We start from the raw sequence: 15285 nt of genomic DNA, 5'->3' as shown, positions 1-15285 counted from the left end.
CGCTTGATCCCCGCCGCATCCTTTTCAGGCAAGCGCGTTTCGCTCTTCGGGCTCGGTGGCTCGGGGATTGCCACGGCGCGCGCGCTGATCGAGGGCGGCGCGGATGTGCTGGCCTGGGACGACAATCCCGATAGCGTCGCCAAGGCCGGCGCGGTCGGCATCACGACAGCGGACCTGCGCGGTGCGGACTGGGCGAGGTTTTCCGCCTTCGTGCTGTCGCCCGGCGTGCCGCTGACGCATCCCAAGCCGCACTGGACCGTCGAGCTGGCGCGGGGCTCAGGCGTGGAGATCATCGGCGACATCGAGCTTTTCTGCCGCGAGCGGATGCTGCTGGCACCGGCAGCACCTTTCATTGCCATTACCGGCACCAACGGCAAGTCGACGACCACGGCACTGACGGCGCACATCCTAAAATCGGCTGGGCGCGACACGCAGATGGGCGGCAATATCGGCCGCGCGGTGATGACGCTCGATCCGCCGCAGCCTGAACGGCACTATGTGGTTGAGTGCTCTTCCTACCAGATCGATCTTGCCCCTTCGATCAATCCGACGGCCGGTGTGCTGCTCAACCTGACGCCGGACCATCTCGACCGCCATGGCACGATGCAACACTACGCCTCGATCAAGGAGCGGCTGGTGGCCGGCAGCGAGACGGCAATCATCGGTGTCGACGATTCCTGGTGCGCCCAGATCGCCGATCGGCTGGAGCGGGCCGGCCGGCAGGTCATCCGCATCTCCAAGCGGCTGCCGCTGACCGACGGCTATTTCGCTGACGGCACCAACTTAATGGAAGCCGTGCACGGCCGCTACAGCCGTGTCGCCTTCCTCGAAGGCATCGGCTCGTTGCGCGGCCAGCACAATGCGCAGAACGCGCTGGCCGCCGCCGCCGCCTGCCTCAAGGTCGGGCTCGAGCTCGGCGAGATCCAATCCGGACTGGAGAGTTTCCCTGGGCTGGCGCACCGCATGGAGCAGGTCGGCCGCAAAGGGCATGTGCTGTTCGTCAACGATTCCAAGGCGACCAATGCCGATGCCGCTGCACCGGCGCTGTCGAGCTTTGCGCGTATCTACTGGATTGCCGGCGGCCTGCCGAAAGAGGGCGGCATCGAGCCGTTACGCGGCTTCTTCCCGCGCATCGCCAAGGCCTATCTGATCGGCGAAGCCGCACCGGCCTTTTCGGCGACGCTGGGCGAAGCGGTGCGCTACGAGATATCAGGCACGTTGGCGGCGGCAGTCGAACACGCCGCCCGCGATGCGGCCAGGGATAGTAGCGGCGAGGCAGTGGTGCTGCTGTCGCCGGCATGCGCCAGTTTCGACCAGTTCAAGAATTTCGAAGTCCGCGGCGAGGCGTTCAGGCAAGCCGCAACCGCCATTGATGGCGTGAAGCCCATCGGAGGGACACGATAATGCAAAGCCGTCTCGACAAAAGCCCTGTGGCGACCTGGTGGTGGACGATCGATCGGTGGTTCCTGGCGGCGTTCCTGTCGCTGATGGGGCTCGGCATCGTTTTGTCTTTCGCCGCAAGCCCGGCGGTGGCCGAGCGCATCGGGCTAGACAGTTTCCACTTCGCGACGCGCCAGATTATCTTCACCATTCCGGCACTTGGGGTGATGCTGGCCGTCTCGTTCCTTGAATCCAGGCAGATCCGGCGCATGGCGCTGGTCATGCTGTGCATCATGCTGTTTTTGATGGTGGCCGTGCTCTATATCGGCGTCGAGGTGAAGGGCGCGCGGCGTTGGGTGTCGCTTGCCGGCCTCTCGATCCAGCCGTCCGAGTTCCTGAAACCGGCCTTCGTCATCATCTGCGCCTGGCTGTTCGCCGAGCACAAGCGCCAGCCGGACATTCCGGGCAATTTGTTCGCCATGTTGCTGCTTGCGCTGGTCATCTCGCTGCTGGTGGCGCAGCCTGACCTTGGGCAGACCATGCTGGTGCTCGGCACCTGGGGGGTGATGTTCTTCATGGCCGGATTGCCGTGGCTGTGGATCGTCGCGCTGGGTGCTGCCGGCGTCGGCGGCGTGTTCGCTGCCTATGCGGTGTTCCCGCACGTTGCCGGCCGCATCGACCGCTTCATGACCGGCGAGGGCGACACGTTCCAGGTCGACATGGGCCGCGAGGCGCTGATCAATGGCGGCTGGTTCGGCGTCGGGCCGGGCGAGGGTACCGTCAAGCGGGTCATCCCCGACAGCCACGCCGACTTCGTCTTCTCCGTCGCCGGCGAGGAATTCGGGCTGATCATGTGTTTCTTCATCATGTCCATCTTCGGCTTCATCGTGCTGCGCGGTCTCAACACGGCGCTCAGGGAGCAGGACGATTTCACCCGCTACGCGGTGGGCGGCCTGGTCACGGTCTTCGGCCTGCAGTCGGTCATCAACATGGCCGTCAATCTGCAGCTGATGCCGGCCAAGGGCATGACGCTGCCGTTCATCTCCTACGGCGGTTCCTCGCAGATCGCGATCGCCATCTCGATGGGCATGGTGCTGGCGCTGACGCGCAAGCGCCCGGAAAAGCGCAAGCAGCTGGGCTTCATGCCGTCGCCGCGTGCGATGCCGGCGGAGTGAGATGGCGAAGGGGGTCATCCTGCTGGCGGCAGGCGGCACGGGCGGACATCTGTTCCCGGCCGAGGCATTGGCGCACGAACTGACCAGGCGCGGCTGGACGATGCATCTGGCGACGGACGAGCGCGCCGAGCGTTTTGCCGGGCAGTTCCCGGCAGCCGCCATTCATTCGATCCAGTCGGCGACGATGGGGTCGAAAAATCCTTTTGCCGTGCTCGCCGCGTTTTGGAAAATCTGGCGCGGGGTGCGGCAGGCATCCACCGTCATCGCCAGCATCAAGCCTGCCATCGTGGTCGGCTTCGGCGGCTATCCGACGCTGCCGCCGCTTTACGCGGCGACCCGGCGCAAGGTGCCGACGCTGATCCACGAGCAGAACGCGGTGATGGGCCGCGCCAACCGGGCGCTCGCCGGCCGCGTCGACGCTATTGCCGGTGGTTTCCTGCCGGAAGACACAAGTGCTACAGGCGTCAAGACGGTGACCACCGGCAATCCGGTCAGGCCGCAAGTGCTGGAAGCGGCGAAGACGCCTTATGCCGCATCGGCCGGTGAAGAGCCGTTCCGATTTCTGGTGTTTGGCGGCAGCCAAGGCGCGCAGTTCTTTTCCGATGCGGTGCCGGCGGCGATCGCCCGGCTTTCCGATGCACAGCGCAGGCGGCTGGCGATCACCCAGCAGGCGCGCGCCGACGATGTGCCGCGGGTGAAAGCGGCCTATGCCACGCTTGACATCGAGGCCGAGGTGTCGCCCTTCTTCACCGACATGGCGGCGCGGCTGGCGGCGGCGCATCTGGTGATGTCGCGCTCCGGCGCATCGACCGTATCGGAAATCGCGGTGATCGGCCGGCCGGCGCTGCTGGTGCCTTATCCGCACGCGCTCGACCACGACCAGGCGGCGAATGCGGCGGCCCTTGCGGCAGCGGGCGGCGCCGAGGTGCATCCGCAATCCACGCTTTCGGCGGAGCGGATCGCCGTGCTTGTCGGCGGGCTGATGGATGATCCAGGCAAGGCGGCGACAATGGCCGCGGCGGCGAAATCGTCCGGAAAACCGGATGCCGCGCGGTTGCTCGCCGATCTGACAGAGGCTATTGCGTCCAGGAAAACCGTTTCGGAATTCAGGAAGGAGACGCACTCATGAAGATGCCGCAGACGATCGGCCTCGTGCATTTCATCGGCATTGGCGGCATCGGCATGAGCGGCATCGCCGAGGTGCTGCACAATCTCGGCTACAAGGTGCAAGGGTCCGACCAGGCCGAAAGCGCCAATGTGCAGCGGCTGCGTGACAAGGGCATCGAATGCTTCGTCGGCCATCAGGCCGAGAACCTCGGCGAGGCCGAAGTGGTCGTCGTCTCCACCGCAATCAAGAAATCCAATCCGGAACTGAAGGCCGCGCGGGAAAAATTGCTTCCCATTGTCCGCCGCGCGGAGATGCTGGCAGAGCTGATGCGTTTCCGCCAAGCGGTGGCGATCGGCGGCACGCATGGCAAGACGACGACGACTTCGATGGTGGCGACGCTACTCGAAGCCGGCGGGCTCGACCCGACGGTAATCAATGGCGGCATCATCAATGCCTATGGCACCAATGCCCGCATGGGAGACGGCGAATGGATGGTGGTCGAGGCCGACGAGAGCGACGGCACCTTCCTCAAGCTGCCGGCCGAGATTGCCGTCGTCACCAATATCGACCCCGAGCACCTCGACCATTACGGCTCCTTCGACAAAGTGCGCGAAGCGTTTCGTCAGTTCGTCGAGAATGTGCCGTTCTACGGCTTTGGTGTGATGTGCACCGACCATCCCGAGGTGCAGGCGCTGGTCGCCCGCATCGAGGACCGGCGCGTCATCACCTATGGCGAAAATGCGCAGGCCGACGTGCGCTTCACCAATCACCGCATGGACGGCCCGACCTCGGAATTCGACGTGGTGATCCGCGACCGCAAGACGCACGGCCAGATAACGATATCAGGCCTGCGGCTGCCTATGCCCGGGCGCCACAATGTTTCCAATGCGACGGCGGCGATTGCCGTCGCGCATGAGCTCGGCCTTTCGGCTGAGGCAATCAAGAAGGGCCTGTCGTCCTTCGCCGGCGTCAAGCGCCGTTTCACCCATACCGGTTCGTGGAACGGTGTCGATGTGTTCGACGATTACGGCCATCATCCGGTCGAGATCACGGCGGTACTAAAGGCTGCGCGCAGCGCTACCAAGGGTCGCATCATCGCCGTTACCCAACCGCATCGCTTCACCCGGCTGCGCGATCTGTTCGACGAGTTTTCCGTCTGCTTCAACGATGCCGATACGGTAATGGTGGCGCCCGTCTATGCGGCCGGCGAGGAGCCGATCGACGGCGTTACGTCCGACGCACTGGTGTCGCGCATCCGCTCCGGCGGCCATCGCGACGCACGCTACATCGAAGGTCCGGCGGCGATTGCGCCGATTGTGCGCGAGGTGGCGAAGCCGGGCGATTTCGTCGTCTTCCTCGGCGCCGGCAACATCACGCAATGGGCCTATGCGCTGCCCAGGGAACTCGGCGGGACCATCTCATGATGCGCGGCCAGGCGTTGATCGAGAAGCTCGGCGACCGGCTTGCCGGACTGCGCGGCCGCATCATGCCCAATGCCGAGATGGACAAGATCACCTGGTTTCGAGCCGGCGGGCTGGCGGACGCATTGTTCCAGCCGGCCGACGAGGACGATCTTGCCACGTTCCTGAAGGCGGTGCCGGAGGAAATTCCGCTGACCATCGTCGGCGTCGGCTCGAACCTGCTTGTCCGTGACGGCGGCATTGCGGGCTTTGTCATCCGGCTTTCGGCCAAGGGTTTTGCCGAGACCGAAGTGATTGCGCCGACCACGATCAAGGCGGGCGCCGCGACACCCGACAAGCGCCTTGCGGCCGTTGCCTACGAGGCCGGCATCGGTGGCTTTCATTTCTACCACGGCATTCCCGGCGCCATTGGCGGAGCGCTGAGGATGAACGCCGGCGCCAATGGCGTTGAGACGCGCGAGCGCGTGGTCGAGGTGCGGGCACTCGACCGCAAGGGCAATGTTCATACGCTGAGCAATGCCGATATGGGCTATGCCTATCGCCATTCAGCGGCGCCGTCCGGGCTGATCTTCACGTCGGCGCTGCTCGAAGGCATTCCCGAGGACAAGGCGGCGATCAAGGCCGCGATGGATGCTGTCCAGAACCATCGCGAGACCGTGCAGCCGATCCGCGAAAAGACCGGTGGCTCTACCTTCAAGAATCCTGAGGGCACCTCGGCCTGGAAGGAGATCGACAAGGCCGGCTGCCGCGGCCTGATGGTCGGCGGGGCGCAGATGTCGCCGATGCATTGCAACTTCATGATCAACACCGGAACCGCCACGGGCTACGAGCTTGAATATCTCGGTGAGACGGTGCGTGCGCGCGTGCTCGAAAGATCAGGCATCCGGCTGCAGTGGGAGATCAAGCGCATCGGTAATTTTCGGCCGGGCCATGCCGTCCAGGAATTTCTCGGACAGTTGCTTTAGGCAAGCTGACCGCCGTTGCCTTTTGGACTCATGAATTCACATTTTGCTGCCGTTTTTGCGGAAAGTGAATCCATCGGAATCGTAAGCACTTGCCAGCGAATCAACTCTCTGATTCTCTGCCCTGAAGCGTTTCCTGATTTGAGTCGTTTCGACGCGTTACTCGCGTTTCCGTCTGGGGGGCAACCTGCCGGGAGACTCGGACTCAATGTTGCGGAAACACGGGAGCGAAGTTGCTCGGGCGCATTTGAGTGCGCGCGATGCTTTTCGGGGCATGCACGATGGTGCAGGCCTGCTGTGAGAGGAAATGACGGGGAATGACAAGCAAGCATGTGGCCGTCCTTCTGGGGGGATTCTCGTCCGAGCGGCCCGTGTCCCTGTCGTCGGGTAAGGCCTGCGCCGATGCGCTCGAGGGAGAGGGCTACCAGGTCACCCGCGTCGACGTCTCGCGCGATATCGGCTCGGTGCTCAGCGCGCTCAAGCCCGACGTCGTCTTCAACGCACTGCACGGCCCCTTCGGCGAGGACGGCACCATCCAGGGCATCCTCGAGTACCTCGCCATTCCGTACACCCATTCCGGCGTGCTTGCCTCGGCGCTCGCGATGAACAAGGAACAGGCCAAGAAGGTCGCCAAGGCGGGAGGCATTCCGGTGGCGGAATCGAAGGTGGCCAATCGCTTCGCCATCCAGAACAAGCACCCGATGAAGCCGCCCTATGTCGTCAAGCCGGTCAACGAAGGGTCGAGCTTCGGTGTCGTCATCGTCCATGAAGGCCAGTCGCATCCGCCGCAGATCATCGGCTCGTCCGAGTGGAGATATGGCGATACGGTGATGGTCGAGCGTTATGTGCACGGGCGGGAATTGACCTGCGCGGTGATGGGCGATGTGGCGCTCGGTGTCTGCGAGATCATCCCGACCGGCCATTCCTTCTACGACTATGATTCAAAATACGTCGCGGGCGGATCAAAACACGAATGCCCGGCAAAACTTTCACCGAATATTTACCAAAAAATACAGACACTGACGCTCAAGGCTCACCAAGCTATCGGCTGTCGGGGCGTTTCCCGGTCGGACTTCCGTTATGACGATCGTCACTCCGAAAACGGCGAAATTGTCTGGCTCGAGGTCAACACCCAGCCGGGCATGACGCCGACGTCTTTGGTGCCGGAAATCGCCGCGCAAGCGGGACACTCGTTCGGCGATTTGTTGAGTTGGATGGTGGAGGACGCTTCGTGTCTGCGTTGAAGTGGGGACAGGGCAAGGGGAAGGGCGCGGCCGGGCCGGCGCTGTTCGGCATGCCGTTGTCGTTCGACCATTTCGTGCTGCCGCGCCTGCTCCGCCGGCCGGTGCGTGTGCTGGCGCGCCTCGGCGAAGGCGACTTCGAAGCGCCGCCCTATTGCGCTGCCATGCTGTCGGCGGCACTGCTTGTTTCGAGCAGTGCCTATGGCGCCTATCTCGGCGGATATTCCGACGCCATCGTCCAGAGTGTCACCGCCCGCACCGGCTTTGCCGTCGACCAGGTCAAGGTCGTCGGCAACCGCGAAACGTCCGAGATCGATATTCTCGACAGGCTGGAACTCGACGGCTGGACCTCGCTGATCGGCTTCGATGCCGAAGCGGCGCGCGAACGCATCACCACGCTACCCTGGGTCGAAGCCGCGGCAGTGCGCAAGGTCTACCCGCATACGCTGGAAGTGCGCGTCGAGGAGCGCGAGCCGTTCGCGTTGTGGCAGCAAGGCAGCGCGCTTTCGGTCATCGAGAAATCCGGCACCGTCATTGCGCCGTTCTCCGGCGGCAAGCAGATATTGCTCCCGCTGATCATCGGCACCGGCGCGCCGGCCACAGCGCCGGATTTCCTGGCCAAGATCAAGAATTATCCGGAGCTCGCCGCGCGGATCAAGGGCTACATCCGCATCGGCGAACGGCGCTGGGATCTCAAGCTTGAAAACGGCATCACGATCAAGCTTCCCGAAGACGGTGAGGATCAGGCGATTGCCGACCTGGTCAGGATGGATCACGAGAACGGGCTTTTGACGCGCGACATCGCCGCCGTCGACATGCGCCTTTCCGATCGTCTGGTCGTCCAGTTGACGCCGGAAGCGGCGACACAGCGCCAAGCCGCGCTCGACGAAAAGCCCAAGATGCTGAAGCCCAAGCCGGAGACGAAGATATGAGCTGGCTTGGCGGCAATAGCGATGCCTCGTCGCGCCGGTCCGGCATCCTGACGGTGCTGGATGTCGGGTCCAGCAAGGTCTGCTGCGTGGTGGCCAAACTCAAGCCGCGCGAGGATGGCAAGCTGCTGCGCGGACGCTCGCATCGCGTCCAGGTGATCGGCATCGGCCACCAGAAATCGCAAGGCGTGAAATCCGGCGTCGTCATCGATCTCGACCGTGCCGAGCACGCCATCCGTCTTGCCGTCGACGCCGCCGAACGCATGGCGGGACTGACGGTCGATTCGCTGATCGTCAACATGACTGCCGGCCGGCTGAAGAGCGAGGCTTTTTCGGCCACCATCAATCTCGGCGGCCATGAGGCCGACGAGGCCGACATCAAGCGCGTGCTTGCCGCCGGCGCCAAGCAGGCGTTGCGGGCCGAGCGCGAGGTGATCCATTCGCTTCCCGTAGCCTTTTCGCTGGATGCCGAGCGCGGTGTGCGCGATCCGCGCGGCATGGTTGGCGACCAGCTTGGCGTCGACATGCACGTGCTGACAGGCGACGCAGCGCCCTTGCGCAATCTGGAGCTCTGCATCAACCGCTCGCATCTGTCGGTTGAACGCATGGTGGCGACGCCCTATGCCAGCGGGCTTGCTGCGCTGGTCGACGACGAGCTCGAAATGGGCGCAGCCTGCATCGACATGGGCGGCGGCACGACGACGATCTCGGTGTTTTCGGAAGGCAAGTTCGTCCATGGCGATGCCATCGCGATCGGCGGCAACCACGTCACGCTGGATATGGCCAAGGGCCTGTCGACCTCGCTCGATGCCGCCGAAAGGCTGAAAGTGATGCATGGCTCGGCGCTGCCTGGCAGTGCCGACGACCGCGACCTGGTTTCCATCCATCCGATCGGCGAGGACGGCGAGGTGCCGTTGCAGATACCGCGCTCGGTGATGACGCGCATCATCCGCGCCCGCATCGACGAGACGCTGGAATTGTTGCGCGACCGGCTGAACAAATCCGGCTACGGCAACGCCGTCGGCAAGCGTGTGGTGCTGACCGGCGGTGCCAGCCAGCTTGCCGGCCTGCCAGAAGCAGCACGCCGCATTCTCGGCCGCAATGTGCGCATCGGACGCCCGCTTGGCGTGGCAGGCTTGCCCGAGGCGGCCAAGGGGCCGGCTTTCTCGACCCCGGTCGGACTTCTGATCTATCCACAGATGGCGAGCTTCGAGAGCCGGCCGGCGAAGGGAATTTCCGGTCTTCGGATGACCGGAACAGGCGGAAAACTGCATCGAATGAGTCAGTGGTTGAGAGACAGTTTTTAATTTTGACGGGGACAGCCCCATAGGCGGCCGCGGCGGCGAAGCGGCGGGAAAGGCAAAGGACGGAGACAATGACCATCAATCTGCAGAAGCCGGACATCACCGAGCTCAAGCCGCGCATCACCGTGTTCGGTGTCGGCGGCGGCGGCGGCAATGCCGTCAACAACATGATCACCGCCGGCTTGCGCGGCGTCGAGTTCGTGGTGGCCAACACCGACGCGCAGGCACTGACGATGTCGAAGGCCGAGCGGCTGATCCAGCTCGGCGCGCATGTCACCGAAGGTCTCGGCGCCGGATCGCAGCCTGAAGTCGGGCGCGCGGCGGCGGAGGAATGCATCGACGAGATCATCGATCATCTCTCCAACACGCATATGTGCTTCGTCACTGCCGGCATGGGCGGCGGCACCGGCACCGGGGCGGCTCCCGTCGTTGCCCGCGCTGCCCGCGAAAAGGGTATCCTCACCGTCGGCGTCGTCACCAAGCCGTTCCACTTCGAAGGCCAGCGCCGCATGAAGACGGCCGACATGGGTATCGAGGAACTGCAGAAATGCGTCGATACCCTGATCGTCATTCCCAACCAGAACCTGTTCCGGCTGGCCAATGACAAGACCACCTTCGCCGATGCCTTCGCGATGGCCGACCAGGTGCTCTATTCGGGCGTTGCCTGCATTACCGACCTGATGGTCAAGGAAGGCCTGATCAATCTCGACTTCGCCGACGTCCGCTCGGTCATGCGCGAAATGGGCAAGGCGATGATGGGAACCGGCGAGGCTTCGGGCGAGGGCCGCGCAATGGCCGCGGCGGAAGCCGCCATCGCCAACCCGCTGCTCGACGAGACCTCGATGAAGGGCGCCAAGGGCCTGCTGATCTCGATCACCGGCGGCCGTGACCTGACCCTGTTCGAAGTCGATGAGGCGGCAACCCGCATTCGCGAAGAGGTCGACCAGGACGCCAACATCATTCTGGGCGCCACCTTCGACGAGGAACTCGAAGGCGTCATCCGCGTGTCGGTGGTCGCCACCGGCATCGACAAATCGGCGGCCGAAATCGCTGCCGCGCCGATCGCCATCCGCGCGGCTCCGCCGAAGCCGGTCAGCCGCCCGGCGGCCCAGGTCACGGAAATGCGCCCGGCGCCTGTCCAGCAACCAATCTATGAACCACGTGCTGCCGACCCGGTCGCCGAGGCCATTCAGCTCGCCGAAGCGAATGCGGCAGCGATGGCGCAGGCCCGCCCGGCACCGGTCGCGCATGCGGAAGACTTCCGTCCGCAGAGCAAGATTTTCCAGGCGCCTCCCGCTCAACCGCAGCCAATGATGCAGCCAGCGGTTCAGCAAGCGATGCAGCCCGCTCCGCATCGTGAAATGCCGCAGCCGGTTGCCGCGGCACCCCAGCGCATGCCGCGGGTCGAGGATTTCCCGCCGCAGGTGAAGGCCGAAGTGGAGGCCAAGGCGCGCCCGGCCGACCACGAAAACAGCGGCCCGATGGGCTTGCTCAAGCGCCTGACCAACGGCTTGACCCGCCGCGAAGAGGAGCCTGCAAGGCTGCAGCCGGCGCAGCCGCGCGAACCGAAACTGCGCCAGGCGCCGGCGGAAGTGCGCCGCCTTGCCAGCCAGGATCCGCAGCTTTACGCGCCGCGCCGCGGCCAGCTGGACGAGCAGGGCCGACTGACGCCGCAGAGCCGGGCTGTCCAGGAAGACGATCAGTTGGAGATTCCCGCCTTCCTGCGCCGACAGGCCAATTGATCTGTTAACGGTTCGTAACAGTTATTAACAGGCGAGCAGGAAACTGTTCGCCTGTTAACCTTAAAGTGATTGTAAAACAAGGACTTATGGGGCAATCCCGCGCTGGACCGCAGTTACAAAGAGTAAGAAACCGTGATTTGGAGTCTCCCCGCGGGACCATTATCTTCGCCACCGACCAAAGTCGGTTTGCTGGGAGTCTCGGGGAAGTGGCCCTGCCTGCCGATCAATCAAGAGCCGCGCCCTCAGGGCAGAAGCGGACCTAGGCAGCATGGGCTATGGGGATTGTTTTGCACGACTATCAGACGACACTTAAATCGCGTGCGACGCTGACCGGCATCGGCGTTCACAGTGGCAATCCGGTCACCGTCCATTTCCTGCCGGCGGACGCCGATACGGGTGTCGTCTTCCAGCTTTCGAATGCAAGCGGAAGCCACGAATTTCGCGCGCTCGTTTCCGAGGTCGGTGCCACCGACCTCTGCACCATGCTCGGCGATCCGCAGGGCGAGCACATTGCCACGGTCGAGCATCTGATGGCGACGCTTTTCGGGCTTGGGATCGACAATCTCGTCATCGAAATCGACGGCCATGAGGTGCCTATCCTCGACGGTAGCGCAGTGATGTTCATCGAGGCCATTGACCAGGCAGGCGTCGAAACGCTGCCGGTCAAGCGTCGCTACATCAGGGTGGTCAAGCCGGTTCGCATCGAGAACGGCGCCTGCTGGGCGGAGTTCCGGCCCTATGACGGCACGCGCTTCGAGATCGAGATCGATTTCGAAAGCCCGGCGATCGGGCGCCAGCTTTTTGCATCCGACATGAACGCCGAAATTTTCCGGCGTGACGTCGCGCGGGCCCGCACTTTCGGTTTCATGAAGGACGTCGAGCGGCTGTGGGCGGCCGGCTATGCGCTCGGCTCCTCGTTGGAAAACTCCCTGGTGATCGGCGACGACAACCGCGTGATCAATATGGGAGGCCTGCGCTATCCCAACGAGTTCGCGCGCCACAAGACGATGGATGCGATGGGCGACCTGGCGCTCGCCGGTGCCCGGTTCATCGGCTGCTTCCGCTCCTATCGTGGCGGCCACAGGCTGAACGCAGCTGCGCTGCGCCGTCTCTTGTCCGACCGTTCGGCTTTCGAGATCGTTGAAACGACGCGCCGCGAGCGCGGGCGTACCGCGGAGATGAGCGCCGTCAACGCACCCCTCTATGCGCCCTGGATGATCTGATTCTTAAGGTCTTGCGGCTCCCGTTGCGGTCAAGCTGTGTTGCATGGATGCATCACCGGCCTGCCAAATTACACAGCTTTCCAGGTAGCGCCAAAGCGCCACAAAAATGTGCGATTGGCCGGGGATAGCGTTGCCGGGCAAGGCAATTATGGTTTATGGCTGCTGCCGTCGACTGAAATGACGCCGAAAGGGCGGAATCCAAACATGTTTTTCAAGCGAGTTGGTCAATCGAAGGCGCCGCGGCGGGCTGTTTTCCTGGCGCTTTCGGTGGTCGTTCCATCGCTGTTTCTGTCGGCCTGCATGTCGTCCGAGAAGGACGTCGATCTGTCGACCTATGTCGATCAGACCGAGCCGGCCGACGTGCTCTACAATCAGGGTCTCGCCAATCTGAATGCCGGGCGACTGCAGGAGGCAAGCCGCAAGTTCGATGCCGTCGACCGCCAGCATCCATATTCCGAATTCGCCCGCAAATCGATGGTGATGGGTGCCTTTGCCGACTACCGTCAGGGCAATTACGATGAGGCGATCGGTTCGGCCAAGCGCTACCTGACCCTCTACCCGTCGACCGACGATGCGGCCTATGCCCAATATATTATCGGGCTGAGCTACTACCGCCAGATCAAGGACGTCACCCAGGACCAGAAGGAAGCGCGTCTTACCGCGCAGACGATGCAGGATCTGGTAACGCGCTGGCCGACTTCCGAATATGTCGACGATGCCAAGGAGAAGATCCGCTTCGCCAACGATCAGCTCGCCGGCAAGGAGATGCAGATCGGCCGCTACTATCTCGAGCGCCGCGAATACATCGCGGCCGTTAAACGGTTCCGCAACGTCGTGGAGAACTATTCCAACACACGTCATGTCGAGGAAGCGCTGGCGCGTCTGACCGAGAGCTACTATGCGATGGGGCTGACGTCGGAAGCCCAGACCGCTGCGGCCGTGCTCGGCACCAACTATCCCGACAGCCAGTGGTACAAGGACTCCTACAAGCTCCTGCAGAGTGGTGGGCTCGAGCCGCGCGAGAATGCCGGATCGTGGATCTCCAAGGCCGGGAAGCTGATCACCGGCGCCTGAGCGGCGCGTCACCATGCTCTCCAGACTGTCGATCCGCGATATCGTTCTGATCGAGAAGCTGGACATCGACTTCTCGTCCGGCCTTTCGGTCCTTACCGGCGAAACCGGCGCCGGAAAATCTATCCTGCTCGACGCCTTGTCGCTGGCGCTTGGCGCCCGCGGCGACGCTTCGCTGGTGCGGCATGGCGCGGCACAAGGCCAGATCATCGCCGTGTTCGACGTGCCGCGCAACCACGCGGCTCGCATGTTGCTTGCCGAGAATGCCATCGAGGACGACGGCGAAATCATCCTGCGCCGCGTCCAGACGGCTGACGGCCGCACGCGCGTGTTCGTCAACGAGCAGCCGTCCAGCGTGACGCTGATGCGCGACATCGGCCGTGCGCTGGTCGAGATCCACGGCCAGCATGACGAGCGCGCTTTGGTCGATCCCGGCGCCCATCGCGAGTTGCTCGACAGTTTCGGCGGCCATCTCGGCGCTGCTCGGGCAACCGGCGAGGCGTGGCGGCATTGGCGTACCTGCGAGCAGGAATTTTCACGGCACCGGGCCAAAGTCGAGGCAGCTGCCCGTGAGGCCGATTATCTGCGTGCAGCGGTCGCCGAATTGACCAGGCTCGATCCGCAACCTGGCGAAGAGACCGAGCTGGCCGAATTGCGCGCCTTGATGATGCGTGCCGAAAAGATCGCCTCGGAAATCCACGATGCGCAGGATGTGCTCTCGGGTCCGTCCTCGCCCTTGCCGCAACTGGCCAGCCTGCTCAGGCGGCTGCAGCGCAAGGTCACCGAAGCGCCCGGGCTGCTCGAGGATGTCGTCAAGTCGCTCGACGAGGCGATGCTGTCGCTCGACGCGGCGCAGTCGGGCGTCGAAGCAGCACTTCGCGCCACCGAATATGATCCGCAGCGGCTGGAGAAGGCTGAGGAGCGGCTGTTTTCGCTGCGTGCCGCCTCGCGCAAGCACAGCGTCGCCGTCGATGACCTGGCGCAATTGCGTGACACCATGGCTGCCGACCTTGCCGATCTCGACGCCGGCGAGGAGCGCCTGCAGGCGCTGGAGAAACAGGCTGCGGCGGCGCGCCAGGCCTATGACACTACGGCGGCCCAGCTGTCGTCGCTTCGCCATGCGGCGGCTGTCGGGCTGAGCAAGGCGGTGATGGCCGAACTGCCGGCGCTGAAGCTCGAACGCGCCGAGTTCATCGTCGAGATCGCAAGCGATGCCGAGAGCCGCATGGAAGAAGGCATCGACCAGGTCGAGTTCTGGGTGCGGACCAATCCCGGCACCAGGCCAGGACCAATGATGAAGGTCGCTTCCGGCGGCGAGCTTTCGCGCTTCCTGCTGGCGTTGAAGGTCGCGCTGGCTGATCGCGGGTCGGCGCCGACCTTGGTCTTTGATGAAATCGACACCGGCGTCGGCGGCGCGGTTGCCGACGCCATCGGCCAGCGGCTGGCGCGGCTGGCAAAACGCGTGCAGGTGCTTTCGGTCACGCATGCACCGCAAGTGGCAGCGCGCGCGGCGACGCATTTCCTGATCTCCAAATCGGGCGGTGCCGACCGGGTCTCGACCGGCATCGCCGAGATGGACCGGGCGGCACGGCAGGAAGAGATCGCACGCATGCTCGCCGGCGCCACCATCACCGACGAGGCGCGCGCGGCGGCCGAGCGGCTGCTGCGGGAGAACACCGCGGCAGCGTAGAGCGGTTCATCGTTTCACCAAAACGCCGAACCGCTCTAC

Annotated in this window: 12 protein-coding genes; all 12 read left to right on the top strand. The window is 64.0% G+C overall.

Going from position 1 to position 15285, the window contains the following annotated elements:
- Nucleotides 1-3 precede the first annotated feature (3 nt).
- The 12 genes from murD (at nt 4) to recN (ending at nt 15246) form a co-directional block, all read left to right on the top strand.
- Nucleotides 4-1404, top strand: a complete 1401-nt coding sequence (murD, locus tag NKH67_RS05230; RefSeq protein ID WP_023676766.1) for a UDP-N-acetylmuramoyl-L-alanine--D-glutamate ligase — start codon at nt 4-6, stop codon at nt 1402-1404.
- The gene (gene ftsW, locus NKH67_RS05225; RefSeq protein WP_352456168.1) at nt 1404-2555 is read left to right on the top strand and encodes a putative lipid II flippase FtsW; all 1152 of its coding nucleotides are present in this window, start codon (nt 1404-1406) and stop codon (nt 2553-2555) included. The genes murD and ftsW overlap by 1 nt, the downstream gene beginning before the upstream one ends.
- A 1-nt stretch (nt 2556) precedes the next feature.
- On the top strand, nt 2557-3684 hold the full coding sequence (murG, locus tag NKH67_RS05220) for an undecaprenyldiphospho-muramoylpentapeptide beta-N-acetylglucosaminyltransferase (RefSeq protein WP_352501061.1): 1128 nt from the start codon (nt 2557-2559) through the stop codon (nt 3682-3684).
- Nucleotides 3681-5087 (top strand): UDP-N-acetylmuramate--L-alanine ligase, encoded by a 1407-nt coding sequence (murC, locus tag NKH67_RS05215; protein ID WP_352501060.1) that lies wholly within the window; start codon nt 3681-3683, stop codon nt 5085-5087. The genes murG and murC overlap by 4 nt, the downstream gene beginning before the upstream one ends.
- Complete coding sequence (murB, locus tag NKH67_RS05210; RefSeq protein ID WP_352471562.1) at nt 5084-6049, top strand: UDP-N-acetylmuramate dehydrogenase; 966 nt, start codon at nt 5084-5086, stop codon at nt 6047-6049. Before murC ends, murB begins: the two co-directional genes overlap by 4 nt.
- Before the next feature lie 314 nt (nt 6050-6363).
- The gene (locus NKH67_RS05205) at nt 6364-7290 is read left to right on the top strand and encodes a D-alanine--D-alanine ligase (RefSeq protein ID WP_352471563.1); all 927 of its coding nucleotides are present in this window, start codon (nt 6364-6366) and stop codon (nt 7288-7290) included.
- The gene (locus tag NKH67_RS05200) at nt 7278-8219 is read left to right on the top strand and encodes a cell division protein FtsQ/DivIB (RefSeq protein ID WP_352501059.1); all 942 of its coding nucleotides are present in this window, start codon (nt 7278-7280) and stop codon (nt 8217-8219) included. Before NKH67_RS05205 ends, NKH67_RS05200 begins: the two co-directional genes overlap by 13 nt.
- Complete coding sequence (gene ftsA, locus NKH67_RS05195) at nt 8216-9523, top strand: cell division protein FtsA (RefSeq protein ID WP_352471565.1); 1308 nt, start codon at nt 8216-8218, stop codon at nt 9521-9523. Before NKH67_RS05200 ends, ftsA begins: the two co-directional genes overlap by 4 nt.
- Before the next feature lie 68 nt (nt 9524-9591).
- Complete coding sequence (gene ftsZ, locus NKH67_RS05190) at nt 9592-11262, top strand: cell division protein FtsZ (protein ID WP_254818983.1); 1671 nt, start codon at nt 9592-9594, stop codon at nt 11260-11262.
- A 275-nt stretch (nt 11263-11537) separates the two neighbouring features.
- Nucleotides 11538-12485: a UDP-3-O-acyl-N-acetylglucosamine deacetylase gene (gene lpxC / locus NKH67_RS05185; protein WP_352501058.1), complete on the top strand. Its 948-nt coding sequence runs from the start codon at nt 11538-11540 to the stop codon at nt 12483-12485.
- A gap of 204 nt (nt 12486-12689) precedes the next feature.
- The gene (locus NKH67_RS05180) at nt 12690-13559 is read left to right on the top strand and encodes an outer membrane protein assembly factor BamD (protein WP_352501057.1); all 870 of its coding nucleotides are present in this window, start codon (nt 12690-12692) and stop codon (nt 13557-13559) included.
- Nucleotides 13560-13572: 13 nt separating this feature from the next.
- Nucleotides 13573-15246, top strand: a complete 1674-nt coding sequence (gene recN, locus NKH67_RS05175; protein WP_352501056.1) for a DNA repair protein RecN — start codon at nt 13573-13575, stop codon at nt 15244-15246.
- The last annotated feature ends 39 nt before the right edge of the window (nt 15247-15285 follow it).

It is taken from the genome of Mesorhizobium sp. M0968, from assembly GCF_040319065.1.
Taxonomy (GTDB): Bacteria; Pseudomonadota; Alphaproteobacteria; order Rhizobiales; family Rhizobiaceae; genus Mesorhizobium.
Note: the sequence above shows the minus strand (reverse complement) of the source record. Positions and strands in the feature narration are given on the sequence as shown.